Source organism: Gemmobacter aquaticus, assembly GCF_007859075.1.
In the GTDB taxonomy this organism is placed as follows: Bacteria; Pseudomonadota; Alphaproteobacteria; order Rhodobacterales; family Rhodobacteraceae; genus Gemmobacter; species Gemmobacter aquaticus.
This window is the reverse complement of the sequence record NZ_VOAK01000011.1, coordinates 672,353-698,210: the sequence shown is the minus strand read 5'-3', so window position 1 is coordinate 698,210 and position 25,858 is coordinate 672,353. Positions and strand designations below refer to the sequence as shown.

Genomic DNA, 25,858 nt, shown 5'->3' with positions numbered 1-25,858 from the left:
CCCGCTTTGCGCCACGAAGAAAACAGGACAGGTGCCGCAGGGACGGCCCAAAACGCGAAACGCCCCGGAAAGTTCCGAGGCGTTTCAACGTATGGATGGTGGGCGATAACGGATTTGAACCGCTGACATCTTCGATGTGAACGAAGCGCTCTACCGCTGAGCTAATCGCCCGATGCGGGGGTGTTTAACCTCACTCCCCAGCCGCTGCAACCCCCTCCGACACATCTTTTTCGTCGTCGGCATCGCCCGCGTTTCGACGCAGACGGACAATCAGAACACCCCCCTTGGCGGTGTCGATCTTGCGGCTGACCTTGGCCTTGCCCAGCGGCGGAAGGTTCAGCTCCTGCCCCGCCGACAGCGCCTCGCCAAGTGCCTGAAGCGTGGCCGAAACGGCCGCGCGCATGTCCTTTTTCTTGCCACCGGTGGTGGCGGTGACCTGATCGACCAGCGCCTTCAGCTTCAACGCCTCGCCCGCACCGGAGGGTGCGGATCCGGCGGGGCGCTTCTTCTTTACCGCCGGAACGGCATCGGAAACCTTGGTGGCCATGTTCACTCCTGCATCTGTCTTTTGGCTGCGACAATAGATGCTCGCCCCGGAACTGCAATCCTGCGTTGACCACATGAATAAAGGGCGCGGTTTCCCGCGCCCTTTCAAAAGTCAGCGACGTGCCGCAAATCAATGCGGCAGCTGTCCCGCCTGCGGCTCGGACGCCGCACGCGAGGCGGCAGCGGCCTCCTCGGCGGCCTCGTCCCATTCAACGGGCTCGGGCGTGCGGACCAGCGCCTGCTTGAGCACCTCGCGAACGTGGGAAACCGGGATGATGGTCAGCCCTTCCTTCACGTTGTCGGGGATCTCGGCCAGATCCTTGGCGTTCTCTTCGGGGATCAGCACCGTCTTGATGCCGCCCCGAAGTGCTGCCAGCAGCTTTTCCTTAAGGCCCCCGATGGCGCTGGCATTGCCGCGCAAGGTGACCTCGCCGGTCATCGCGATGTCCTTGCGAACCGGAATCCCGGTCAGCACCGACACGATGGCCGTCACCATGGCCAGACCCGCGCTTGGACCGTCCTTCGGCGTCGCGCCGTCGGGGACGTGGACGTGGATGTCGATCGCCTCGAACTTCGGCGGCTTCACCCCGATGTCGGGGCTGATCGAGCGCACATAGCTCGACGCCGCATCGATCGATTCCTTCATCACATCGCCCAGCTTGCCGGTGGTCTTCATCCGGCCCTTGCCCGGCAGCTTCAGCGCTTCGATCTGCAGAAGATCGCCGCCCACGCTGGTCCAGGCAAGACCCGTGACCACGCCGACCTGATCCTCCTGTTCGGCCAGACCATAGCGGAAGCGCTGGACGCCCAGATACTCCTCGACCTTGGCCGGATCGACGCTGACCGTTTTTGCGGTCTTCTTCAGGATCTCGGTCACCGCCTTGCGCGCGAGCTTTGCAATCTCGCGTTCAAGGTTCCGCACGCCCGCCTCACGGGTGTAATAACGGATGACGTGGTTCAACGCGTCGTCCGTCACCTCGAACTCGCCCTTCTTCAGGCCATTCGCCTCGATCTGCTTGGGCAGCAGGTGCTGCCGCGCAATCTCGCGCTTCTCGTCCTCGGTGTAGCCGGCGAGGCTTATGATCTCCATCCGGTCCAGAAGCGGTCCGGGCATGTTGTAGCTGTTGGCCGTGGTCAGGAACATCACGTTCGACAGATCGTATTCCACTTCAAGATAGTGGTCCACGAAGGTCGAGTTCTGTTCCGGATCGAGCACCTCGAGCATCGCACTTGCCGGATCGCCGCGGAAGTCCTGCCCCATCTTGTCGATTTCATCGAGCAGGATCAGCGGGTTGGTGGTCTTGGCCTTCTTCAGCGCCTGGATGATCTTGCCGGGCATCGAGCCGATATAGGTCCGACGGTGGCCGCGGATCTCGGATTCGTCACGCACGCCGCCCAGGCTGATGCGGATGAACTCGCGCCCCGTAGCCTTGGCAACGCTACGCCCGAGCGAGGTCTTGCCCACGCCGGGGGGGCCTACGAGGCAGAGGATCGGGCCTTTGAGCTTGGTCGAACGCGCCTGTACCGCAAGATACTCGACAATCCGCTCTTTGACCTTTTCCAGACCATAGTGATCGGCATCGAGCACCTTTTGCGCCGCGTTCAGGTCCTTCTTCACGCGGCTCTTGGTGCCCCACGGCACGCCCAGAAGCCAGTCGAGGTAGTTGCGCACCACCGTCGCCTCGGCGCTCATCGGGCTCATGGATTTGAGCTTCTTGAGCTCGCCCTCGGCCTTCTCGCGCGCCTCTTTCGACAGCTCGGTCTTGCGGATGCGCTCTTCCAGCTCGTTCAGCTCGTTCTGGCCTTCCTCGCCGTCGCCAAGTTCCTTCTGAATGGCCTTCATCTGCTCATTCAGATAGTACTCGCGTTGCGTACGCTCCATCTGGCTTTTCACGCGGCTCTTGATCTTCTTTTCCACCTGCAGGACCGAAAGTTCGCCCTGCATGTGGCCGTAGACCTTCTCAAGCCGCTCGGCGATGTTGAGCGTTTCGAGCAGTTCCTGCTTGGAGGCGACCTGAACACCCAGATGACCGGCGACAAGGTCGGCAAGCCGCGCAGGCTCGCGCGTTTCCGAAACGGCTGAAAGCGCCTCTTCGGGGATGTTCTTCTTGATCTTGGCGTAACGCTCGAATTCCTCGCCGACGGTGCGCACCAGCGCATCGACCACGGCCTGGTCGCCCGGCAGTTCTTCAAGCGGTTCTGCGCGCGCCTCGAAATACGACTCGTTTGCAACGAATTCGGTGATCTTCACGCGCGACTTGCCTTCGACCAGCACCTTCACGGTGCCATCGGGCAGTTTCAGCAGCTGCAATACATTTGCCAGCACGCCGGTGCGATAGATGCCTTCGGCGGTGGGTTCGTCAACGGTGGGGTCGATCTGGCTGGACAGCAGGATCTGCCGGTCCTCGGCCATGACTTCCTCAAGCGCCCGCACCGATTTTTCCCGGCCCACGAACAGCGGCACGATCATGTGGGGGAACACCACGATGTCGCGCAACGGCAGAACCGGATGGCTTTGGGAGTGAAGTTCGCTCATGCGCATTTCCTCGTCTGGCGGAAGCGCCGGCCCCGACCATCGGCAGCCCGGTCTTCCCCGTCTCGGCTCCATATCTGGGGGCCTGTCATGTTACTGTCAACTGCGCCTTGCTTCATATTGCAGGCGCAGCCCGCGCACGGAGCGTGTCAGAGGGGCTCTATGTCCCCTTCGGCGCGCGCGGCGTGAAAGCCTGCGACAAAGGCCGAAAGCCGCCCCTCGGCGATGGCCCCCCGCAGGCCCTGCATCAATTCTTGATAGTAGTGCAGATTGTGCCAGGTCAGCAGCATGGATGCGATGATCTCTTGCGCACGCACAACATGGTGCAGATAAGCACGGCTGTAGTTCCGGCATGCCGGGCAGGTGCAGTTCTCGTCCAACGGGCGCGGATCGTCCTGATGGCGAGCATTCTTCAGGTTCACCTGACCGCGCCGCGTCCAGGCCTGTGCGGTGCGCCCCGAGCGGGAGGGCAACACGCAGTCCATCATGTCAATGCCACGTTCCACCGCGCCGACGATGTCATCGGGCTTGCCGACCCCCATAAGGTACCGCGGCTTGTCCTCGGGCAGGAAACCGGGGGCATAGTCCAGCACGCCGAACATCGCCTCTTGCCCCTCGCCCACCGCAAGGCCGCCGACGGCATATCCGTCAAAACCGATGCTTTTCAAAGCCGTCGCGGATTCCTCGCGCAGCTCGCGCGTGACGCCGCCCTGCATGATCCCAAAGAGCGCGTGTCCCGGACGGTCACCGAAGGCATCGCGCGACCGCTGTGCCCAACGCATCGACAGGCGCATGGACTTTGCGACCTGATCCTCGGTTGCGGGCAGTGCGGGGCATTCGTCAAAGCACATGACGATGTCAGACCCGAGCAGCTTCTGGATCTCCATGCTGCGTTCGGGGCTCAGCATATGCTTGCTGCCGTCGATATGGCTGGCAAAGCGCACACCCTCTTCGGTCAGCTTGCGCAGGGCGGCAAGGCTCATAACCTGAAACCCGCCCGAGTCGGTCAGGATCGGGCGATCCCAGTTCATGAAGCGATGCAGCCCCCCAAGGCGCGCGATGCGTTCGGCGCCCGGTCGCAGCATCAGGTGGTAGGTGTTGCCGAGCAGAATGTCGGCGCCGGTGGCGCGCACCGATTCCGGCATCATCGCCTTGACGGTCGCGGCCGTGCCCACCGGCATGAAGGCCGGGGTGCGGATCTCGCCGCGCGGCGTGCTGATGATGCCGGTACGCGCGCGCCCATCGGTTGCGTTTACCTGAAACCCGAATCTTTCCACCATGCCGCACCACCTTTCAGGCGGCCTAGATAGGACAAAGGCCGCGGAATTGCCACGCCGTGCAAGGGTGCCGGATCCGCTCAGGTGTTTCATGAAAGTGTCGCAGGCGCGTTGCACTGCCGTCACGGATTGCCGCCATCCCTGCCGCAATCACATCAGAAGGATCGCGACATGATGTTTCGCCCGCTTTGCCTGACCTCGCTCCTCGCCTTGACGGTCGCCATGCCCGCCCAGGCTGACATGGTGTTCAACCGCATCTCTGCCTTCGCGACGCCGTTGAACGCAGCCGATGCCGAGGATGCCGCCAAGCCCTCGTCGGCCGAGATCATCGCGGCGACGGAGGACGGCATGACGCTGATCTATTCGGACAGCCCCAAAGGCGTGCTCGGCCTGATCGACATCACCGACGCCCGCGCGCCCAAGCCGCTTGGCCAGATCGACATGGGCGGTGAACCCACGACGACCAAGGTTCTGGGCGGGCTGGCATTTGCCGGCGTGAACACGTCGGAATCCTTCACCAACCCTTCGGGCAAGCTGGTGACGGTCGATCTGGCAACCAAAGCCGTTGTCGCAGAATGTGATCTGGGCGGTCAGCCGGACTCGGTGGCCCTCGCCCCCGGCCACAGCTTCCTCGCCATCGCCATCGAGAACGAGCGCGACGAAGAGGTGAACGACGGCGCGCTCCCGCAGATGCCCGCGGGCTTTGTGGTCAAGCTGCCGCTGAAAGACGGCGCCGTTGATTGCGCCGGGCTGCAGAAGATCGAGATGACCGGCCTTGCCGGGGTCGGCGCAGATGACCCAGAGCCCGAATTCGTTGACATCAACGACGCAGGCGAAGTGGTTGTGACACTTCAGGAAAACAACCACATCGTGGTGATTGGCGCCGACGGCAAGGTGGCCGCGCATTTCAGCGCAGGCGCGGTCGATCTTTCGGGCATCGACACCAAGAAGGACGGCAAGCTCGACTTCACCAAGTCGAAAGAGGGCGTTCTGCGCGAGCCTGACGCCGTCAAATGGATCGACGCCGACCACTTCGTAGCCGCCAACGAGGGCGACTATGAAGGCGGCTCGCGTGGGTTCACGATCTGGAAGAAGGACGGCACCGTGGTCTTTGAATCCGGCGCCGGGTTCGAGCGTGAGATTGCCGCGATCGGCCACTACCCCGACCACCGCAACAAGAAGGGCGCCGAGATCGAGACGGTTGACGTGGCCACCTTTGGCGACCAGCGCCTGCTGTTCGTGATCTCGGAACGTGCCTCGATCGTGGGCGTCTACGACCTGACGGACCTCGCCGCGCCGAAGCTTTTGCAGATGCTGCCCTCGGGTGTCTCGCCCGAAGGGATGGTGGCGATCCCCTCCCGCAATCTGATCGCAACCGCGAACGAGGTGGATCTGCGCGAAGACGGTCTGGCCCCGGCCCATGTCATGCTCTTTGAACGTGCCGAAGGGGTGGCCGCCTATCCGACGCTGACCAGCGCCGGCACCGACCCGCTGATCGGTTGGGCCGCACTGTCCGGTCTTGCGGCGGATCCCGCCAAGGCGGGCACCTTCTACGCCGTCAGCGACTCGGTTCTGTCGGGGGCGCCGACCATCTACACGATCGATGCGACGCAGACGCCCGCAAAGATCACCGCCGCGCTGACCGTCACGCGCAATGGCGATGCGGCGCAGAAGCTTGATCTTGAAGGCGTGGCGCTGGATGGCGATGGCGGGTTCTGGCTGGCCTCGGAAGGGCGCAGCGACAAGCTGGTGCCGCATGCGATCTACCACGTCGATGCGACGGGCGCGATTGACCGCGAAATCGCCCTGCCCGCCGACCTGCTGAAGGGTGAAACCCGCTTCGGCTTTGAGGGGATCGCCTTGCAGGACAAGACGCTGTGGCTTGCCGTCCAGCGCGAATGGAAGGACGACCCCAAGGGCATGGCCAAGCTTCTGGCCTTTGATACCAGCGCCGAGGATGAGGCCGAGGCCTGGTCGGCCGTCCACTATCCGCTCGACACGCCTGAGGGCGACGCCTGGGTCGGCCTTTCAGAGGTGACTATCGCCGGCGACTGGATGTATCTGATCGAGCGTGACAACCAGATCGCAGACAAGGCGGCGATCAAGAACCTGACCCGCATCAAGCTGGCCGACCTGAAGCCCGCGAAACTGGGTGAGGCGCTGCCGGTGGTGACCAAGGAACAGGTTCGCGATCTGCTGCCCGACCTTCGCGTGCTGAACGGCTTTGCGCCCGACAAGGTCGAGGGCTTTGCCATCGACGCCGCCGGAAATGGCTGGATCGTCACAGACAATGACGGCATCGACGACAGCACGGGCGAGACGATCTTCCGCACCATCGGCAAGATCGAATAAGCGACACCAAACCTGCCGACATGGCCCCGGGAAGTACCGGGGCCATCGTCATTTGCGCCACGCCCTCTGCCCCATCGGCCCTGCGCGCTTGCCGGGCGGCGCGGGCTCGACTAATCAGGGATCAACCGCACGGAGGGGACCAAATGCGCATTCTCATCACCAATGACGACGGGATCAACGCACCTGGCCTCGAGACGCTGCACGCCATCGCGCAAGAGATCGCCGGCCCCGAGGGTGAGGTCTGGACCGTGGCGCCCGCTTTCGAGCAATCGGGCGTCGGCCATTGCATCAGCTACAGCCGCCCGATGATGATTGCAAAGCTCGATCACCGCCGCTTCGCCGCCGAGGGTAGCCCGGCCGATTGCGTTCTGGCGGGGCTTTATGACGTGCTGGATGGGGCGCGTCCCGATCTGGTGCTCTCTGGCGTGAACCGCGGAAATAATGCGGCCGAGAACACGCTTTATTCCGGCACGATCGGCGGCGCGATGGAGGCAGCCCTGCAAGGCATCCCCGCGATGGCGCTGTCGCAGTTCATGGGGCCAGAGACCGCCGAGCTTACCGATCCGTTCGAGGCTGCGCGCCACCATGGCCCGGCTGTGGTGCGGGCGATCCTGTCATCGAACCTCTGGCAGCCCGAGGCCGATTACCGGCTGTTCTACAACATCAACTTCCCGCCGGTCGCCGCAGCCTCGGTCAAGGGCCATCGCGTCGCCCCGCAGGGGTTCCGGCGCGACACCGGCTTTTCGGCGGTGCCCCAGATTTCGCCCGCAGGCCGCCGGTTCCTCTGGATCAAGGGTGGCCCGCAGCATACCCCAACCGCCCCCGGCACCGACGCCGCCATCAACCTTGAAGGCTGGATCTCGGTCACGCCGATGCGGGCGGACCTGACCGCGCATGACGTGCTACCTGCGCTGGAGGCGGCACTGGCATGACAACAACCGGTCCGGATCAGCCTTCTGACCCGACCGGCGATCTGGCCGAGCGCAAGATGCGTTTCCTTTTTGCCCTGCGCTCACGCGGTGTTACGGATGCCCGCGTCCTGACCGCGATGGAGCGGATCGATCGCGGCCATTTCGTGCGCGGTATCTTTGCCGACCGCGCCTATGAGGACATGCCCCTGCCCATCGCCTGCGGCCAGACGATCAGCCAACCCTCGGTCGTTGGATTGATGACGCAGGCGCTGAACGTGCAACCCCGCGACGTGGTGCTGGAGGTTGGAACAGGCTCGGGCTATCAGGCGGCGATCCTCAGCCATCTCGCACGGCGGGTCTACACGGTTGATCGCCACAAGCGGCTGGTGCGCGAGGCGGCTGACCTGTTCCGCACCCTTGGGCTTACCAACATCACGGCACTGGCACGCGACGGCAGCTTCGGCTGGCCCGAGCAGGCGCCCTTTGACAAGATCATCGTCACCGCGGCCGCCGAAGACCCGCCCGGACCGCTGTTGGCGCAATTGAAGGCCGGTGGCGTCATGGTGCTGCCGGTCGGCCAGTCGGACGCCGTGCAAAGCCTGATCAAGGTCACGCGGACCGACACAGGTTTTGACTACGAGGAATTGCGCCCGGTCCGCTTCGTTCCCCTGATCGAAGGGCTTGCGTCCGAGTAGCCAGTTGCGCACAATATGAAGCGTAACCGAATGACCCGGATCGAACCGGGCAGGATCGAGGCGGAGCGATGCATCCAACACCATTCAAGGCCAAAGGCGGCCTGCGCCTTCTGGGTATCGGAACGACGCTGGCGCTTCTGGGCGCATGCGGCCAGGGCGGCGGCATGAAGCCGTTCGACTGGGATCTGCGGCCCGGGGATGTTTCCACTGCCGATGCGGCGCTGAATGCCGTGGCAAGCCGCCCGGCGCCGGACGCCCGCGGCGTCATATCCTATCCCGGCTATCAGGTGGCGGTCGCGCAGCGCAATGACACGGTCGCAACGCTTGCCGCGCGTGTCGGTGTCGATGCAGGGGAACTGGCGCGCTACAATGCAATTCAGCCCACCAATACCCTGCGTGAGGGCGAGGTTCTGGCCCTGCCCCGTCGCGTGGCCGAATCTGCACCGGCGCCCACGGCAACCGGAACCGGCGCCATTGTTGGAACACCGATCCGTCAGGGCTCGGTCGATGTGGCCAGCGTTGCTGGCGGCGCGATCAACAAGGCCAGCACCACGACGCCCACACCGAACGGCTGGCAGAAAGGCCCCGATGCCAGCAATCAGGCCCCCGGCGTCGAACCGGCGCGCCATCAGGTCAAGCGCGGCGAAACCGCGTATACCATTGCCCGCGCCTACAATATTTCGGCCAAGGATCTGGCGGACTGGAACGGCCTCGATGCCAACCTGACGGTGCGTGAAGGCCAGTATCTGCTGATCCCGGTCAAGACGGCTGCGGCGGCACCCGCCCCGGCGCCGGTTGCTGTAACCACTGCGCCCGGCACCGGATCACCCACACCGGTTCCGCCATCTGCCGCAAAACCCCTGCCAACCAAGGATGAGCCGCCCGTCGCGACCTCTGCCCCTGCGGCAGCGGCCCCTGCGGCCAAGCCTGTGGCCGATCTGGGCGCAAGCCGCACAGCCGCCAGCAGCAGCAAGCTTGCCATGCCCGTGGGCGGGCAGATCATCCGCCCCTACAGCAAGGGCAAGAACGACGGCATCGACATCGGCGCCTCGGCCGGGGCTTCGGTCGCAGCCGCAGGCGATGGCACCGTCGCGGCCATCACCAAAAACACCGAGGGCGTACCGATCGTCGTGATCCGCCATGCCGACAACCTTCTGACCGTCTATGGCGGAATCGATGGCGTGACCGTCGCCAAGGGCGCAACCGTCAAGAGAGGCCAACCCATCGCCAAGGTGCGCACCGGCAACCCCGCCTTCGTTCATTTCGAGGTGCGCCAAGGCTTCGATTCGGTCGACCCGATGAAGTACCTGCAGTAAGCTCACGGGTATTGGTAAGAAACAAAAGGCCGGGCTGATGCCCGGCCTTTTTCATGTCCACCGTTCCCGCAGGCTTCAGCCCTGAACCTGAACCCCATGCCGGGCGGCCAGATCGGTGAAGAACTGCCACGCGACGCGCCCAGAACGCGCGCCGCGCGTGGCCTGCCACTCGATGGCCTCGGCCCGTAGAACTGCCGGATCGACCGTCACGCCATGGGCGGCGCAGTAGCCATCGATCATGGCCAGATAGTCGTCCTGCGTACAGGGGTGGAATCCCAGCCACAGTCCGAACCGGTCCGACAACGAGACCTTCTCCTCGACTGCCTCGGACGGGCTGATGGCGGTGGAGCGTTCATTCTCGATCATGTCGCGTGGCATCAGATGCCGCCGGTTCGACGTCGCATAGAGGATGACATTGGCCGGGCGCCCCTCGATCCCGCCATCCAGCACTGCCTTGAGGCTTTTGTAATGCTGGTCATCATGGCTGAACGACAGGTCATCACAAAACAGCACGAACTGGGCTGGCCGGTCGCGCAAGACATTGAGCAGCCGCCCGACCGAGGGCAAATCCTCGCGCGCGAGCTCTACCAGTTTCAGGTCATGCCCTTTCTCACGGATCGCGGCATGAACAGCCTTCACGAGGCTCGACTTCCCCATCCCGCGCGAGCCCCACAGAAGCGCATTGTTCGCGGGCAGCCCCTGCGCAAAGTGAAGCGTATTGTCCATCAGCGTGTCGCGGGCGCGGTTCACGCCCACCAAGAGCGATAGATCCACGCGAGAGACCCGCTCGACCGGCTCAAGCCGGTCAGGGTTCGTGTGCCAGATGAAGGCCCCCGCCGCGCTGACATCAGGCACGGGCGGCGGGGGCGGCGACAGGCGTTCCAGCGCCTCGGCAATGCGGATCAACGCATCCGCCGTGTCGGGGCCGGTCATTCCGCCTCCTCCTCGTCTTCCCACAGGCCTTCCGCCCTCAGCCGCGCCTCACGCTTCTTCTCGATCATACGGATCAGGATGACCGACACCTCATAGAGGGGGTAAACCGCCGCAAAGAGGATGACCTGGCTCATGACATCGGGCGGTGTCGCGACTGCGGCGAGAACCAGTATGGCGACGATGGCATATTTGCGCATGGCGGTCAGCCCGTGCGAACTGATGATCCCGGCCTTGCCAAGAAGCACCAGCAGAACCGGAAGCTGGAAGCACAGACCAAAGGCCAGCACGAATTTCATCGTCAGGCCAAGGTATTCCTGTGCAGATCCCTGAAACACAATGCCGGGAATAGGCGCCTCGCCAGCCGCGGCTGTTCCTTGGGTCGCGACGTCAGAGCCAGGAGCATTCGCAACTACGTTCGCCGCCTCTTGTCCCATTTGTTGGAACGTGAGGAAGAAGCCGAAAGCCATCGGCAGCACGACGTAGTAGGCGAAAACAGCGCCCAGAAAGAACATCACCGGCGATGCGAGCAAGAAGGGAAGCATCGCGTTCTTTTCCGACCGGTAGAGCCCCGGCGCAACAAAACGCCATAGCTGGAAGCCGATCACCGGAAAGGCGAGGAACAGCCCGCCGAAGAGGGAGATATTGATGGCGACGAAGAACCCCTCTTGGGGAGAAATCAGCTGCAAGAGGCAGTTCTGCCCGGTCTCGGCCAGCGCACGACAAATCGGATGCGACAGGAAATTGAAGACCTGCATTGCAAATGGATAGACGGCGAACATCGCCACGATAAAGGCCAACACCGACCAGATCAGCCGGCGGCGCAGTTCCGCAAGATGCTCGATCAGGGGCGCGGCGGTATCGTCGATGGTGTCTTCGGTCATGTGTCACTCTTTGCCGGGGCCGCCCCGCTTGCAGGGGGAAGGGGCTTTTCCGTCTCATGCAGGCCAAGGGCCTCGTCCGCCGCAATTTCATCGGCAGTGGCTTCGGCCGCTGCCGCCGCAGATGCCGCTGCAACCGCAGCGCTTGCTGTTGCGGGCGTGGTCGGGCGCGTCGGATCCCACGTCTCAAACCGCTTGGCCGCCGTCTCCAGCGCATCGAGCCCGAGGTTCTTTTTGGAGACGATGTCGTTCATGTCCTTGCGCACCTCATCAAGGCCCGAGGACTTTGCAGCATCGTTCATCGCCATCTGGAACTCACGCCCCATTGCCCGCAGCTTGCCGGTGAAGCGTCCAAGAGTGTGGAACATGCGTGGCAGGTCCTTGGGGCCCACCACGATCAGGGCCACGATCCCGATCAGGATCAACTCGCTCCAGCCGATATCCAGCATTGGCAGTCTCGCTTCCGTCGCAGTTGCAGGTCAGGTCGGACGCAATCAGACTTTGTCCTTGTCGGCGTCTTGCACCTTCGGCGTTACGTCCTTTGCGGTATCGGCGGAAGCGGCCTCAATCTCGGTCGCACTATCTTTCACGCCCTTCTTGAACGCGGTGATGCCCTTGCCCACCTCACCCATCAGGTTCGAAATCTTGCCGCGCCCGAACAGAACCAGAAGCACGACGGCAATGATCAGAATTTCCAGCGGTCCAAAACGTCCCATGTCTTTCTCCATCCGAGGGGCATCCCGCCCCCGTCATTGCGGCAACCTAAACCTGTGGTCCAGCAGCGCAATGCGTTGCCAGCAAGTCAGGGCCATGTTGCTGACAGCTATATGTCAGTTGCCCTCTGGCAGAAAGGGGCCTCGCACAGACAATAGAGGTTCCCATGCGTTTCCCTTTCCCGCCACCGATCATCATGGCCCCGGCTGATTCCGCCCGCGGCACGCCCCCCACGGCAATCGCCGAGGTCGTCAGCTTTCGTATCCACCAAGGCATTGACGATACAGAATTTATTTCTGCAGCGCGCGCGACAGAAGGCCTGGTCCGCGCCCAGTCGGGCTTTCTGGCGCGCTACCTTATTCGTGCCGATAGCGGCGTCTGGACGGATTTCGTGATCTGGCAGAGTGCCGCCTGCGCCCGCGCGGCGGCGACTGCCGTGATGCAGGCGGCCGAATTCGCGCCCTTCATGGCAGCAATCGATGTCAGCAGCATCGAGTTGTCGCATCAGCAGGTCTTCTGGTCGATGGACGGTTGACGCGCGGCGGGCGGTCGCGCAGCCTTGGCCATCATGCGCCGCACCGACCGCCTGTTCGACCTTATTCAACTCCTGCGCGACGGGCGGCTGCACCGTGCCTCGGAACTGGCCGAAACTCTTGAGGTTTCGGTCCGAACCATCTGGCGCGACATGGCGACCCTTATGGCGTCAGGCCTGCCGGTCGAGGGCGAGCGCGGTGTAGGCTACATCCTGCGCGCGCCCATCACCCTGCCCCCCATGGTGCTGACATCCGCCGAGATGGAGGCCCTGCGCCTTGGCGTGCGGCTGGTGTCCGAGGGTGCTGATCCCGGACTTGCCCGCGCGGCGCGCAGCCTTGCAGGCAAGATCGGATCGGTCCTGCCCACCGCGCCGCAGGACGAGCCCGACGATCTTTTCGTGTTCACCGGGTCCGAGACTCAGCGTGCGGCGCCACACCTGCCGATGATCCGGGCGGCGATCCGCGAACGGCGACGGCTCGCCATCAGTTATATCGACATGCAGGGGAACGAGACGCACCGCGACATCCGCCCCTTGCAGCTGGAATTCTGGGGGCGGGTCTGGACGCTGGCCGCCTGGTGCGAGGCCCGCGGCGATTTCCGGGCGTTCCGGGTGGACCGCATCACCGCATTGACCGACACCGCCGAACAATTCCCCGATGAGCCCGGTCGCGGGCTTGCCGATTACCGCGCACGGATTGCGGCTGGCGAAGGGGAAACCGGGGTCAGTGGCGCTGCGCCGGAAAGACAAAGCAGCGATCCCGCCGGATCATCAGCCACAGAACCGTCCCCGGCCGGGGCAGGAACACCCCCGGCACGGCTGCGCTAAGGCGCGCGCCCTCAAAATCCATGGCGAACTCGACAAGGCTCTCGCGCCCCAGAAAGCGCGAGCGCAGAACCGTCCCGCGCGCAGGCGTGCCATCCAGCGGCGTCGGGTTCGGCCCGCGACCATTGCGGTCAAAGTCGATCTTGAGGTGCTGCGGCCGGATCACGATTTCCACATCCGCACCATCGGCGTGGCCGGGGGTCAGAAAATCGCCAAAGGGTGTCTGCGTCAGCGCGCCCCGAGAGACGCCGCGTATCACGTTGACATCGCTGAAGAATGCCGCCGCCGCGCGATCTGCGGGGCGGGTGTAGATGTTGTAGGGAGAGCCGCTTTGCACGATGTGCCCGCCGCGCATCAGGGCAATCTCGTCGGCCATGCGCATCGCCTCATCCGGTTCATGCGTCACCAGCAGCACGGCCGTGCCCTCGGCCTTGAGCAGTTCAAGCGTCGTATCGCGGATACCGTCGCGCAGCCGGTTGTCCAGCCCTGAAAACGGCTCATCCATCAACATGACGCGGGGCTTTGGCGCCAGCGCCCGCGCAAGGGCGACCCGTTGCTGCTCGCCCCCGGAAAGCTGGTGCGGGTGCTTTTCCCCATAGCCCGAAAGGTTCACTTTCTCGAGCAGCTCGCCGATACGTCGGCCGCGCTCTGTGCGATCCCCGCGCAGGCCGAAGCCTACATTTTCAGCCACGGTCAGATGCGGGAACAGCGCGAAGTCCTGAAACATCAGCCCCACGCCGCGCGCCTCGGGTGGCAGGATTCGCGCAGGCCCGCAAACCTCTTGCCCATCAATGACGATGCGCCCGGAATCGGGCATCTCGACGCCCGCGATCATGCGCAAGGTCGTCGACTTGCCGCAGCCTGACGGGCCTAGCAGGCAGGTGACCTGCCCCGCCGCGATCTCAAGCGAGACGGCGTTCACAACTGCCCTGCCGCCGAAGCTGCGCGTCAAGGACTGCACCTGAAGCCGGGGCTGCGCCACGTTCATCCACCAGAGATTTTCAACGGCCCCTGCCTAACAGCCGACCCTGCCGGGAGCAAGACTCGGGGGACAAGGCATGGGGCCTGATCGCCGCCAACTACATGGTTGCGTTGAAGGCGCCGCCATCGAGCAGGATGTTCTGCCCCACCATGAAGGCCGCGTGCTGCGAGGCGAGGAAGGCACAAGCCGCGCCGAACTCCGAGGGCTGACCATAGCGGCGGGCCGGAATGGTCTGCATCCGCGCCTTGCGCGCCTCCTCCATGCTGACGCCCTCGGCCGCCATCACTCCACGGTCGAGTGATTCCGCGCGGTCGGTGTCGTGGATGCCGGGCAGCAGGTTGTTGATGATCACGCCGAACGGGGCCACCTGACGCGAGGTCCCGGCGACATAGCCCGTAAGCCCCGCCCTCGCCGAGTTGGACAGGCCGAGGATCGGTACAGGCGAGCGGACAGAAGCGGAGGTGATATTAACCACCCGCCCCCATCCGCGCGCGATCATGCCGGGCAGCAGGGCCTTCATCAGCGCGATGGGAGTCAGCATGTTGGCGTCAAGGGCGCGGATGAAATCGTCGCGATCCCAATCGCTCCACATCCCCGGCGGGGGCCCGCCTGCGTTTGTCACCAGAATGTCGACGTCCCCCGCTGCTGCCAGCACTTCGGCCCGCCCCGCCTCTGTCGTGATATCGGCGGCGACGGTGGTCACCGGCACGCCAAACTTCTGGCGGATCGCGTCGGCGGTCGCCTCAAGCGCTTCGGCGCCGCGTGCGTTCAGAACTAGCGCCACGCCCGCCTCGGCCAGCGCCTCGGCGCACCCCCGGCCCAGCCCCTTTGACGCTGCACAAACCAACGCGCGCTTCCCACGAATGCCCAGATCCATCGCTTCGCCCCTTATGTCCTGACTCGGGCCAAAGCCTAGCGGATGGGCGGAAGCTGCGAAAGGACCCGTCTTTGGCCCTCGGGCGCGTGCACAGGGGGCGAAATGCCAAATATTCTGCATATCAGGCACAAGATGCACTGTTCTTAAACATGTACGGGGTCTAGATATCGTAATGGAACGTGATCAAATTACTCTCCTGCGGATTGACTGATGGGGCAACGCAACAAGGGCGCAGCGCAAGGACGCAATGGCCGGGCCTATCCCGCCCATTCCATGCGCGTGCGCCACGGGGTGAATCAAGGCGATGCTCTGGCTGGCCCCGACGATGTCTGCGTGGGCGATATCTACCAGCTTGACCGGTCTGCGGCGGGGTTGCGCCTCTGCCTGGCATGGGTGGACGGTCAGGCCATTGCAGCGGAGGGGTCTGATATCGGGCGCGTGGGTGAGCTTCTGGGCGCCATTGCCCGCTACACGCTGATGGCCGACGATGGCACGCGCATCGAGCTTTCGATGATCACAGCGGATTGGCCGGAGCCTCGGCTGTTCCTGCTACCGCTCTCGCCGATTGCGGCTGGTGTTGACTATCAACTCTTGCAGGTCGAGGCGGCCGACGCCCTCTCTGCCGCGCCGAACATCGACCCGATCTGCGTCAGCTTCGGTCATGGCACTCGCATTACCATGGCGGACGGCACATTGCGCGCCATCGAACACCTGCGGACCGGCGATCTGGTTCTGACCCGCGACCACGGACCGCAAGCCGTCCGCTGGATCGGGCGGGCCACGTTGCGGGCGATCGGGGCGCTGGCCCCCGTGGTCATCTCGGCGGGCACACTTGGCAACGCGGGCGATCTGGTGCTGAGCCAGCATCACCGGCTGTTTCTCTATCAACGCGACCGCCTGCCCGGCGTCACGACGGCAGAGGTTCTGATACAGGCCCGCGACCTGATCGACGAGGATATGATCTTCCGGCGCGAGGGTGGCTTCGTCGACTACTTCTCTCTGGTGTTCGACGGCCACGAGATCATCTATGCCGAGGGGGTTCCCGTCGAAAGCCTGTTGGTCACAGATGCGGTGCTGGAGCGCCTTCCGGGCGAAATTGCAACAGGCGTGCGGGCGCACTTCCCCGGCTTGCGGCAGACGCAGCATCTGGGCACCGAGCCTCAACGCCCGCTTAATCCCGGCCTGCCAGCCCGTTTGGGCAAGGGCAGCGGCGCGCGGGCCTGAACGACACCGATCAGGGTTCTGCAACGCACCGTCCGCAAAGCCCCTGCCCGGCCATTGCGAAAAACCGCCGTCCGGGCTATGGCCTGCCCATGCTGGACAATCGCCCGACCCTCCCGCCTGAAATCGCCCGCCGCCGGACCTTTGCGATCATCTCGCACCCCGACGCTGGCAAGACGACTCTGACCGAAAAGTTCCTGCTGTTCGGGGGCGCAATCCAGATGGCCGGTCAGGTCCGCGCCAAGGGCGAAGCCCGCCGCACGCGGTCGGATTTCATGAAGATGGAGCAGGAGCGTGGCATTTCCGTCAGCGCCTCGGCCATGTCGTTCGACTTTCGGCATTACCGCTTCAATCTGGTCGACACGCCCGGCCACAGCGACTTTTCCGAAGACACCTATCGCACACTGACGGCGGTTGATGCCGCCATCATGGTGATCGACGGGGCCAAGGGCGTGGAAAGCCAGACCCGCAAGTTGTTTGAGGTCTGCCGCCTGCGCGATCTGCCGATCCTGACCTTCTGCAACAAGATGGACCGCGAAAGCCGGGACACGTTCGAGATCATCGACGAGATCCAGGAAAACCTCGCCATCGACGTCTGCCCGGCCAGCTGGCCCATCGGCATGGGGCGCGAGTTCATCGGTGCCTATGACCTCTTGCATGACCGGTTGGAGATCATGGATCGCGCCGACCGTAACAAGGTGGCCGAATCCATTGCGATCAACGGTCTCGATGATCCGAAGCTTGCCGATCACGTTCCGGCCGATCTGCTTCAGAAGTTCCGCGAAGAAATTGAAATGGCGCGCGAACTTTTGCCTGCCTTCAACCGCCAGTCCTTCCTTGAAGGCCATATGACGCCGATCTGGTTCGGCTCGGCCATCAACTCGTTCGGAGTGAAAGAGTTGATGGACGGCATGGGCGAATTCGGCCCCGAACCGCAACCCCAGAAGGCCGCCGAACGCCAGATCAGCGCCGAAGAAGAGGCCGTCACTGGCTTTGTCTTCAAGGTGCAGGCCAATATGGACCCCAAACACCGCGACCGCGTGGCCTTTGTCCGTCTGGCATCGGGCCATTTCGAGCGCGGCATGAAGCTGACCCATGTGCGCACGAAAAAGCCGCTCGCCGTGTCGAACCCGGTGCTGTTCCTCGCGGCCGACCGCGAGCTCGCCGAAGAGGCCTGGGCGGGCGACATCATCGGCATTCCGAACCACGGCCAATTGCGCATCGGCGATGCCCTGACCGAGGGCGAGACGTTGCATTTTACCGGCATCCCCTCATTCGCACCCGAACTGCTGCAAGGTGTGCGCGCGGGCGACCCGATGAAGGCCAAGCATCTGGAAAAGGCGCTGATGCAGTTCGCCGAGGAAGGCGCGGCCAAGGTTTTCAAGCCCATGATCGGCTCGGGCTTCATCGTTGGCGTCGTGGGCGCCCTGCAATTCGAGGTGCTGGCCAGCCGGATCGAGCAGGAATATTCGCTGCCCGTGCGCTTTGAGCCTTCGCAATTCACCTCGGCCCGCTGGGTTTCGGGCGCGAAGGCGGATGTGGAGAAGTTCATCAACGTGAACAAGGGCCACATCGCCTATGACCATGACGGCGATGTGGTCTACCTGACGCGCCTGAAATGGGACATTGACCGCGTCGAGCGCGACCACCCGGAACTGAAGCTGGGCGCCACGAAAGAGATGATGGTTTGACCCTGCAGAACCGCGTCCTTCCCACTGGCGAGATCACGGCGCTGCCGTATCGGGGCGAGTGGATGGGAAACCGCGGAATCCTGCATGATGAAAACCGCCAGCTCGGAGTGGCGCGCTGGCGGCACAAGGCCTGGATTTGCTGTGTCCTGCGCTTCAAGGGGCGCCAGCGTGTGCCCATGTCGCCTGGCGCCTATACCGAGCTCTTCTTCCTCGACGAGCCGACGGCGCTTGCGGCAGGCCATCGCCCCTGCGCCGAGTGTCGCCGGGACGATTACCTCGCCTTCCGCGGCGCCTGGTCGCGCGCGCATGGAGCGATCGCCTCGGCGCCCGAGATGGACGCTGTCCTGCATAAGGCGCGCGTGCAGTCGCGGTCACGAACGCAAGTTCGCCATCTGGCACGGGCCAGAACCTTGCCCGATGGCGCGATGATCCTGCACCCCGATAGCAATGCTCCCGCCTTGGTGTGGCACGGCGCGCTGCATCGCTGGGGCGCGCAAGGCTACGCCCCCGCAGTGCCCAGCCCCGATACGCTCGTGCAGGTTCTGACGCCACGCCCGACACTGGGCGTTCTGGCAGCCGGATACGCGGCGCAGCCCCATACCAGCCTGAGCGGAAACTAGGCCTCAGCGCGCAGGCATCAGAGCATTGCCCCGCCAGCCAGGATCCGGTCCTTGCCTGCCCAGGACAACCTGTCGGAGCACGCGTGGCGGGCGATCGCAGCCCGGACTGCGCAGGTCGAGACGATGCAGGCCCGGCGCAAACCCCGCACCGATGCGCAAAAGCACACCGAGGCCCGGCACAGCCCGCGCCCGGACTTTCCCGTTCTGGGTGATGGCGTGTGCGGTCACCGCGCAACCGGGGGTAGCAGGCTCCAGCCAAAGGGCATAGCGCCGGTTTTCGCTCGATGACCGCAAGTATACCGCTGTCGCCTCGTGGTTCCCCACAGGTGAGGCGAGCGATGTTTCGACCGGCAAAGCGAGAAGAGCGGCCAGAACGGCCACAGATACAGAATAATACATGGCAAAGGACTCACATAAAAATTGAATACAATATGATACCACGACACGGCCTTTCAGCCAACGCCGTCTCTGCTTTGGCAACAATGCCCCATCGTTTCGGGCGCATTCACAGGGGTATTTCCGCCAAAGCCTTGACGCGGGGGCCCATTTCAGCTAACCGCGCAGAGCATGGGTGGATTTCCTTACGGATTTTCCCACCGCGAAGACGCCGGGACGCCCGGATGCCGCGTCCCTTGAATTCCTCTGCGGGCCGATCCCGCCGTGACAGGACGCTGATGACCAAGTTTTCCGACCTCGCGCTGGATCCGCGCGTGCTGCAAGCCGTGGCAGATACCGGCTACGAAACCCCCACCCCCATTCAGGCGCAGGCGATTCCGCCCGCTTTGGAAGGTCGCGACGTATTGGGCATCGCCCAGACGGGAACGGGCAAGACCGCCAGCTTCTCGCTGCCGATGATCACCCTGCTGGGACAAGGTCGTGCGCGGGCGCGCATGCCGCGCAGCCTCGTGCTGTGTCCCACGCGCGAACTGGCTGCACAGGTGGCCGAGAACTTCGACACCTACGCCAAGCACACCAAGCTGACCAAGGCGCTGCTGATTGGTGGCGTGGCTTTTGGCGAGCAGGACAAGCTCATTGACCGCGGCGTCGATGTGCTGATCGCAACTCCGGGTCGGCTGCTTGACCACTTCGAACGCGGCAAGCTGTTGCTGACCGGCGTTCAGATCATGGTGGTGGACGAGGCCGACCGGATGCTCGACATGGGGTTCATCCCCGACATCGAACGCATCTTCAACCTGACGCCCTTTACCCGGCAGACCTTCTTCTTCTCGGCGACCATGGCGCCCGAGATCGAGCGGATCACCAAGACCTTCCTGTCCAACCCCGTCAAGATCGAGGTCGCACGCCAGTCGACCACATCCGAGACGATCGAGCAGGCGCTGATCCAGTTCACGCCCTCGCGCAAGGACCGCAGCTTTGCCGAGAAGCGCGCCGTTCTGCGCGCGCTGATCAAGGCCGAGGGCGAAAGCTGCACCAACGCGATCATCTTCTGCAACCGCAAGATGGATGTGGACGTGGTCGCCAAGTCGCTGAAGGCGCATGGATTCAACGCTGCCCCGATCCATGGTGATCTGGACCAGTCGCAGCGCACCAAGACGCTGGATGGTTTCCGCGATGGATCATTGCAGTTGCTGGTGGCCTCGGACGTGGCGGCGCGTGGGCTCGACATTCCGTCCGTCAGCCATGTGTTCAACTTTGACTTGCCCAGCCACCCCGAAGATTACGTCCACCGGATTGGCCGCACCGGGCGCGCAGGACGCAAGGGCAAAGCGTTTTCCATCGCGACGCCCTTTGACGACAAATATCTGACCAGCATCGAGAATCTGGTCAAGCAACAGATCCCGCGCGGCACCCTGCCCGAAGGATTCGCCCTGCCCGAACCGCGTGAACGTGCCGAGCGTGAGCGCCGCGATGATCGCCGGGGCAAGAGCAAGCCCGCCGAGGCCCCGCGCGAGGAAAAACGTGACGACCGCCGCGAAGAGCGCCGGGAAGAGCGCGCGCCCCGTCCGGCGGCCGCAGCACCCGCGCCGCATGTGCATCACCATGGCACCAGCCCGCATCCGCACCACCGCGAAGAACGGCGCGAGGAGCGGCGGGATGATCGCCGCGATGATCGTCGTGACCGCAATCGGCACGATCGCGATGACCGTGTGGTGGGTATGGGCGACCACGTCCCCGACTTTATCCTGCGCAGCTTCAAGCTGGTCGAGCGCCATGTGGCAGACGAGCCCGAACTTGAGGCGCCGACGCCAGAAGACGCAAACGCAGAATGAAAAAGGGGCGCTTCGGCGCCCCTTGTCATTTACGGTTCGGTCTTTTGCCGGTCACTCCTCGGCAAGCCGGCTGACGACCACTGTAACCTCGGGTTTCTTGCCGATCTCTTCGACGGCGACCTGACGGATGATCCGGCGCACCGTCTCTTCCAGCTTGTCATCGTCGCGCATGACCTTGGCGGGGGCAGAGCCCAGAACTTCGGTCAGTTCCGTCTCCATCAGGTCTGCAAGCGGCTTTTCACTGCGGCCAATCTCGGGCAGGCCCATCAGTTCGACCCAGGCATCGCCCAATGGATCATCGTTCTCGTCAAGGATCACGCTGACCATCGCATGGCCGTTCAGCGCAAGGCGGATACGGTCACGCACCACCCCATCCATCGCACCAATCAGCACCGAGCCATCCAGATAGACGCGGCCGACATCAACGTATTCGGCCACCTCGGGACGGTCGCCCGTCAGGTCGATCATCATGCCATTGGTCGCAATCTCGCCCACGATGCCACGTGTGGCACCCAGCTTCACATGCTCGCGCAGGTGGCGGTGCTCGCCGTGCATCGGGATCAGCATCTGGGGCTTGATGATCTCGTGCATCAACTCCAGATCCGGCCGGTTCGCGTGGCCCGACACATGATAGCGCCCGCCTGCATCGTCCATCACATCGACGCCCATTTCCGAGAAGGCGTTCATGATGCGCAGCACATCACGTTCGTTCCCCGGAATGGTCTTGGAGGAAAAGAGGAAGAGGTCGCCCTCTTTCAGCTCCATCCCCAGGTACTTGCCCCGGGAAAGCTGCGCGGTTGCCGCGCGGCGTTCGCCCTGACTGCCGGTCACGATCAGCATCAGGTTCTGGCGCGACACCTCAACCGCCTGCTCAACCGGAATGGTGGAGGGGAAGTCGGTCAGGACGCCGGTTTCTTCGGCCACCTTCACCATGCGCTGCATGGCCCGGCCCAGAAGACAGACCGAACGGCCCGCCGCCCGGCCCGCCTCGGCAAGTGTCTTTAGCCGCGCGACGTTCGAGGCAAAGGTCGTCGCCACCACAAGCCCACCCGCGCCCGCGATCAGCCCATGGATCGGGTCGGCAAGGCTTGCCTCTGACCGGCCGGCGTGCGGCGAAAAGACGTTGGTGGAATCGCACATCAGCGCCTTCACCGGCGTCTCTGCCGCGATTTCGCGGAACAGCACCTCGCTCCACCCCTCACCCACGATGGGGGTGGGGTCGAGCTTGAAGTCGCCCGAATGGACGATCCGCCCGGCGGGTGTGTCGATGATCAGAGCAGCACTTTCGGGGATGGAATGGGCGACCGGCACGAACTGCACACGGAACGGGCCTGCCTCGATGGTTTCGGGGCGCGATGCGACCGTCTGGATCACGTCGGTCGGCAGGCCAAGCTCGTCGAACTTGAGCCGCCCAATCGCGGCGGTAAAGCGGCGGGCGTAGACGCGCTTCTTCAGCCGGGGCCACAGATGCCCAAGCGCGCCGATATGGTCTTCATGCGCATGGGTGATGAAGATCGCCTCGATCCGGTCGGCACGCTCTTCCAGCCAGGACACATCAGCCATGATCAGGTCGATGCCCGGCGTCGTGCCCATATCGGCAAAGGTCACCCCCAGATCGACGACGATCAGCCGCTCACGGTCCTCGGGGCCATACCCATAGACATAGGTGTTCATCCCGATCTCGCCGGCGCCGCCAAGAGGCAGATAGATCAGGCGGTTGCTCACGCTCATGCGGTTTCCAGTTCCTTGTTGTAGCGGTGGATGAGAACGAGGCCATGCATGGTCAGATCGTCCTCCACCGAGTCAAATAGTTCGGTTCCCTGCTGGAACAGGGGGGCAAGACCCCCGGTCGCAATAACCTTCATCGGGCGCTCGCGCTCGGCCCGGATCTGCCGCACGATACCCTCGACGAGGCCGATGTATCCCCAATACACGCCCGCCTGCATGCAGGCCACCGTATTCGTGCCAATGGCAGATGCAGGTTTCGTGACATCCACATGCGGCAAGGCTGCCGCCGCCATATGCAGCGCCTCAAGGCTCAGGTTCACGCCGGGGGCGATCACGCCGCCGATATAGGCACCGTCGATATCGACCACGTCAAAGGTCGTCGCGGTACCAAAATCCACGACGATCAGGTCACCGGCATGGCGGTCGAAGCCTGCCACGGTGTTCACCAGCCGGTCAGGCCCGACGGTCGTCCCTTGGTCCACGCGCGGCGCAACAGGAAGCGCACATTCCGGCTTGCCCACCACCAGCGGGCGGCAGTCGAAATAGCGGTTGCAGAGCACGCGAAGGTTGAAGACGACCCGCGGCACGGTCGATGAGATGATCGCCTCGGATATCACCACATCCAGTTTTTTTAGCGTCATCAACGTCTGCAGCCAGACGTAGTATTCGTCCGCCGTCCGTTTGTGATCCGATGCGATGCGCCATGTCGCCAGAAACTGCTCTCCATCCCAGATAGAAAAGACGGTGTTGGTATTGCCGCAGTCGATTGCCAACAGCATGGGCGACCTCTTTCAGAAAAAGACCTCGGCCGCGGGGATTGCCTCGCGCTGGCCGTCGATGTTCAGAACCAGCGCGCCCGTTGCGTCGATGGTTTCAAAGATGCCTCTGCGCTCACGCGTGCCGGTCCGGGCCCGCACAGGTTCCCCCAACCGGGCAGCGCGATCAAGCCAGACCTCGCGGATCGGGGCAAAGCCCTGGCGCTGAAACGTCTCCTCCCACTGCGCGAAGGACGCGGCGAGATGGGTCAGGAAGTTCTCGGGCGTGATGCGGACCCCGGTTTCCGCAAGCAGGCTGACCGGGGTGACCGCACCGGGCTCGACCGTCTCGACCGGCGGCGCCGCGATCAGGTTGACCCCGATCCCGATCACCAGATGGCTGACCCGTCCCGCCGCCCCGGTGCTCTCCAACAGGATCCCGGCAAGCTTGCCGCCATTCAGCAGAACATCGTTCGGCCACTTCAGCGAGAACGCCTGCGGAACTCCGGTCAACTCGGCGCAGGCGTCATAGAGCGCAAGTGCGGCGATGAAGCTGCGCAGCGAGGCCTGATCGGCCGCGCCTTCCGGCTTCATCACCAAGCTGCCGTAGAAGTTGCCGCGTGGGCTTTGCCATGGACGGCCCCGCCTGCCCCGGCCTGCCGTCTGCTCCGCCGCCAAAACCCACGCCGGACCTGTCAGATCCGGCGCGAGAGAGGCCGCATGGGCATTTGTGCTGTCAACAACGTCGAGTAGGTGCCGCCCGACCCCAAGGGGCCATGGAGCGGCACCTGCAGGATCAGCGGACAAGGGCTTCTGCCGCGATTGCGGCCGAGCCATCGATCCCGAACAGCGACACAGCCGCGCCGCCCGCCACCACCAGAACGGCAGCGACGAAGACCAGCCACTGCACCGCATCCATCCGGCTGTCGGCACCGTCGGTATCCGCGCCGAAGAAGGTGAAGTAGACGATGCGCAGATAGTAGAACGCACCGATCACCGAGGCGATCACGCCGGCAACGGCGGCCCAGGTCAGACCCGCCTCGACCGCCGCCGTCAGAACGGCGAACTTGGCGAAGAAGCCGATGAACGGCGGCACACCTGCAAGGCTGAACATCAGGACGAGCAGCGCATAAGCTTTCATCGGCTCACGCTTCGACAGCATGTTCAGCGAGGCGATGTCCGACACCGGCTTGCCGTCGCGCTCCATCGACAGGATAAAGGCGAAGGTCCCGATGTTCATGGTGACATAGATCGCCATGTAAACCAGCATCGACTGCACGCCATAGGCAGTGCCCGCGGCCAGACCCAACAGGGCATAACCCATATGCGCGATCGAGGAATAGGCCATCAGACGCTTGATGTCGCGCTGTCCGATGGCGGCAATGGCGCCCACGAACATCGACAGCAGCGCCATCGCCACGACCACCTGTTGCCAGTCATGCACGGCACCGCCAAAGCTGTCATGCGCAAGCCGTGCAAGCAGCGCCATGGCGGCCATTTTCGGCGCGGTGGCGAAGAAGGCGGTCACAGGCGTGGGCGAGCCTTCGTAGACGTCGGGCGTCCACATGTGGAAGGGAGCGGCCGAGACCTTGAAGGCAAGGCCCGAGAGCATGAAGACCAGACCGAACAGCAGACCGAGCGGCATATCCTCGCCCAGCGTGGACAGGATCCCCGAGAAGAGCGTCGTGCCCGCATAGCCATAGGTCAGCGACGCACCGTAGAGCAGAAGGCCCGAGGACATCGAACCCAACACGAAGTACTTCAGACCCGCCTCGGTTGACTTCGCGCTGTCGCGGCGGAACGAGGCGATGACGTAAAGCGCCAGCGACTGCAGCTCCAGCCCGACGTAGAGCGCCATGAGGTCGCCCGCCGAGACCATCATCATCATGCCGACGGTCGCGAGTGCGACAAGGATCGGATACTCGAACCGCGCGATGCCGCGGCGGTTCATCGTCTCGAAGCTCATCAGTAGTACGGCTGCGGCCGACAACAGGATGGTGACCTTCGCGAAGCGCGCGAAGGGGTCGTCGATGAACATGCCGCCAAAGGCTGTCCGCTCACCCGCGCCGTTCACGCCGATCCAGAAGGCCAGGACCAGAAAGACAATGCCGGTGGCCCAGGTGATCACCCGCGCCGCCTTGTCCTGCGAGGTGTAGACGCCGAAGAGCAGCGCCGCCATGGCAAAGACCGCAAGCAGCAGCTCGGGCAGGATGATTTGGATATCGGTGCCGATCATGGCGG

The 25,858-nt window shown here is 63.9% G+C and carries 23 protein-coding genes and 1 tRNA gene; 10 read left to right on the top strand and 14 right to left on the bottom strand.

Annotation, left to right across the window (positions count from 1 at the left end):
- Nucleotides 1-96: 96 nt before the first annotated feature.
- From FQU74_RS05450 to tgt, 4 genes are all read right to left on the bottom strand, one after another.
- Nucleotides 97-171: transfer RNA gene (locus FQU74_RS05450), tRNA-Val, on the bottom strand.
- A 19-nt stretch (nt 172-190) separates the two neighbouring features.
- Nucleotides 191-547 carry an HU family DNA-binding protein gene (locus FQU74_RS05445; RefSeq protein ID WP_158635533.1) on the bottom strand — a complete coding sequence of 119 codons (357 nt, stop codon included), beginning with the start codon at nt 545-547 and terminating at the stop codon, nt 191-193.
- A 129-nt stretch (nt 548-676) separates the two neighbouring features.
- Entirely contained in the window at nt 677-3,082 is a 2,406-nt protein-coding gene (gene lon / locus FQU74_RS05440; RefSeq protein WP_146285401.1) for an endopeptidase La, read from the bottom strand.
- A gap of 146 nt (nt 3,083-3,228) precedes the next feature.
- Complete coding sequence (tgt, locus tag FQU74_RS05435; RefSeq protein ID WP_146285400.1) at nt 3,229-4,359, bottom strand: tRNA guanosine(34) transglycosylase Tgt; 1,131 nt, start codon at nt 4,357-4,359, stop codon at nt 3,229-3,231.
- A gap of 168 nt (nt 4,360-4,527) precedes the next feature.
- Between tgt and FQU74_RS05430 the strand changes: the two genes are divergently transcribed.
- The 4 genes from FQU74_RS05430 (at nt 4,528) to FQU74_RS05415 (ending at nt 9,630) form a co-directional block, all read left to right on the top strand.
- The gene (locus FQU74_RS05430; protein ID WP_146285399.1) at nt 4,528-6,708 is read left to right on the top strand and encodes an esterase-like activity of phytase family protein; all 2,181 of its coding nucleotides are present in this window, start codon (nt 4,528-4,530) and stop codon (nt 6,706-6,708) included.
- Nucleotides 6,709-6,851: 143 nt separating this feature from the next.
- Entirely contained in the window at nt 6,852-7,640 is a 789-nt protein-coding gene (gene surE, locus FQU74_RS05425) for a 5'/3'-nucleotidase SurE (RefSeq protein WP_146285398.1), read from the top strand.
- Nucleotides 7,637-8,314: a protein-L-isoaspartate(D-aspartate) O-methyltransferase gene (locus FQU74_RS05420; protein WP_146285397.1), complete on the top strand. Its 678-nt coding sequence runs from the start codon at nt 7,637-7,639 to the stop codon at nt 8,312-8,314. Before surE ends, FQU74_RS05420 begins: the two co-directional genes overlap by 4 nt.
- A gap of 68 nt (nt 8,315-8,382) precedes the next feature.
- On the top strand, nt 8,383-9,630 hold the full coding sequence (locus FQU74_RS05415; RefSeq protein ID WP_188781563.1) for a M23 family metallopeptidase: 1,248 nt from the start codon (nt 8,383-8,385) through the stop codon (nt 9,628-9,630).
- A gap of 75 nt (nt 9,631-9,705) precedes the next feature.
- Here FQU74_RS05415 and FQU74_RS05410 read toward each other — a convergent pair whose 3' ends face one another.
- From FQU74_RS05410 to tatA, 4 genes are read right to left on the bottom strand one after another with little or no spacing between them, the layout of a single operon-like run.
- Entirely contained in the window at nt 9,706-10,563 is an 858-nt protein-coding gene (locus FQU74_RS05410) for an ATP-binding protein (RefSeq protein WP_146285396.1), read from the bottom strand.
- Nucleotides 10,560-11,444 (bottom strand): twin-arginine translocase subunit TatC, encoded by an 885-nt coding sequence (tatC, locus tag FQU74_RS05405; protein WP_146285395.1) that lies wholly within the window; start codon nt 11,442-11,444, stop codon nt 10,560-10,562. Before tatC ends, FQU74_RS05410 begins: the two co-directional genes overlap by 4 nt.
- Nucleotides 11,441-11,890 carry a Sec-independent protein translocase protein TatB gene (gene tatB, locus FQU74_RS05400; protein WP_146285394.1) on the bottom strand — a complete coding sequence of 150 codons (450 nt, stop codon included), beginning with the start codon at nt 11,888-11,890 and terminating at the stop codon, nt 11,441-11,443. The genes tatC and tatB overlap by 4 nt, the downstream gene beginning before the upstream one ends.
- Before the next feature lie 45 nt (nt 11,891-11,935).
- Nucleotides 11,936-12,157, bottom strand: a complete 222-nt coding sequence (tatA, locus tag FQU74_RS05395; RefSeq protein ID WP_146285393.1) for a twin-arginine translocase TatA/TatE family subunit — start codon at nt 12,155-12,157, stop codon at nt 11,936-11,938.
- A 164-nt stretch (nt 12,158-12,321) separates the two neighbouring features.
- Here tatA and FQU74_RS05390 point away from each other — a divergent pair, with 164 nt between their 5' ends.
- Nucleotides 12,322-12,690, top strand: coding sequence for a hypothetical protein (locus tag FQU74_RS05390; protein WP_146285392.1), 369 nt, complete (start codon nt 12,322-12,324; stop codon nt 12,688-12,690).
- Nucleotides 12,691-12,723: 33 nt separating this feature from the next.
- Nucleotides 12,724-13,515, top strand: coding sequence for a helix-turn-helix transcriptional regulator (locus tag FQU74_RS05385; RefSeq protein WP_146285391.1), 792 nt, complete (start codon nt 12,724-12,726; stop codon nt 13,513-13,515).
- Here FQU74_RS05385 and FQU74_RS05380 read toward each other — a convergent pair.
- Together FQU74_RS05380 and FQU74_RS05375 are read right to left on the bottom strand one after the other, a co-directional pair.
- Nucleotides 13,412-14,500, bottom strand: a complete 1,089-nt coding sequence (locus tag FQU74_RS05380; protein WP_146285390.1) for an ABC transporter ATP-binding protein — start codon at nt 14,498-14,500, stop codon at nt 13,412-13,414. The two genes, FQU74_RS05385 and FQU74_RS05380, sit on opposite strands and share 104 nt — an antisense overlap.
- 91 nt (nt 14,501-14,591) lie before the next feature.
- Complete coding sequence (locus FQU74_RS05375) at nt 14,592-15,371, bottom strand: SDR family oxidoreductase (RefSeq protein WP_146285389.1); 780 nt, start codon at nt 15,369-15,371, stop codon at nt 14,592-14,594.
- A gap of 210 nt (nt 15,372-15,581) precedes the next feature.
- On the opposite strand from FQU74_RS05375, the gene FQU74_RS05370 reads away from it, so the two are divergent.
- The 4 genes from FQU74_RS05370 to FQU74_RS05355 all read left to right on the top strand — a co-directional run bounded on the left by FQU74_RS05370 (nt 15,582) and on the right by FQU74_RS05355 (nt 21,134).
- The gene (locus FQU74_RS05370; protein WP_229704318.1) at nt 15,582-16,595 is read left to right on the top strand and encodes a Hint domain-containing protein; all 1,014 of its coding nucleotides are present in this window, start codon (nt 15,582-15,584) and stop codon (nt 16,593-16,595) included.
- An 89-nt stretch (nt 16,596-16,684) separates the two neighbouring features.
- A complete protein-coding gene (locus tag FQU74_RS05365; protein ID WP_146285388.1) occupies nt 16,685-18,283 on the top strand; it encodes a peptide chain release factor 3 in 1,599 nt (532 codons plus the stop codon).
- On the top strand, nt 18,280-18,903 hold the full coding sequence (locus FQU74_RS05360; RefSeq protein WP_146285387.1) for a hypothetical protein: 624 nt from the start codon (nt 18,280-18,282) through the stop codon (nt 18,901-18,903). The genes FQU74_RS05365 and FQU74_RS05360 overlap by 4 nt, the downstream gene beginning before the upstream one ends.
- A gap of 674 nt (nt 18,904-19,577) precedes the next feature.
- Nucleotides 19,578-21,134, top strand: coding sequence for a DEAD/DEAH box helicase (locus tag FQU74_RS05355; protein WP_146285386.1), 1,557 nt, complete (start codon nt 19,578-19,580; stop codon nt 21,132-21,134).
- A 51-nt stretch (nt 21,135-21,185) separates the two neighbouring features.
- Here FQU74_RS05355 and FQU74_RS05350 read toward each other — a convergent pair whose 3' ends face one another.
- Genes FQU74_RS05350 through nuoN form a run of 4 tightly spaced genes read right to left on the bottom strand, consistent with a single transcriptional unit; the run spans nt 21,186 to nt 25,853 of the window.
- A complete protein-coding gene (locus FQU74_RS05350) occupies nt 21,186-22,865 on the bottom strand; it encodes a ribonuclease J (protein ID WP_146285385.1) in 1,680 nt (559 codons plus the stop codon).
- Nucleotides 22,862-23,641, bottom strand: coding sequence for a type III pantothenate kinase (locus FQU74_RS05345; RefSeq protein ID WP_146285384.1), 780 nt, complete (start codon nt 23,639-23,641; stop codon nt 22,862-22,864). Before FQU74_RS05345 ends, FQU74_RS05350 begins: the two co-directional genes overlap by 4 nt.
- A 12-nt stretch (nt 23,642-23,653) precedes the next feature.
- Nucleotides 23,654-24,454: a biotin--[acetyl-CoA-carboxylase] ligase gene (locus FQU74_RS05340; RefSeq protein ID WP_146285383.1), complete on the bottom strand. Its 801-nt coding sequence runs from the start codon at nt 24,452-24,454 to the stop codon at nt 23,654-23,656.
- Nucleotides 24,414-25,853: an NADH-quinone oxidoreductase subunit NuoN gene (gene nuoN / locus FQU74_RS05335; RefSeq protein ID WP_146285382.1), complete on the bottom strand. Its 1,440-nt coding sequence runs from the start codon at nt 25,851-25,853 to the stop codon at nt 24,414-24,416. The genes FQU74_RS05340 and nuoN overlap by 41 nt, the downstream gene beginning before the upstream one ends.
- Nucleotides 25,854-25,858 lie beyond the last annotated feature (5 nt).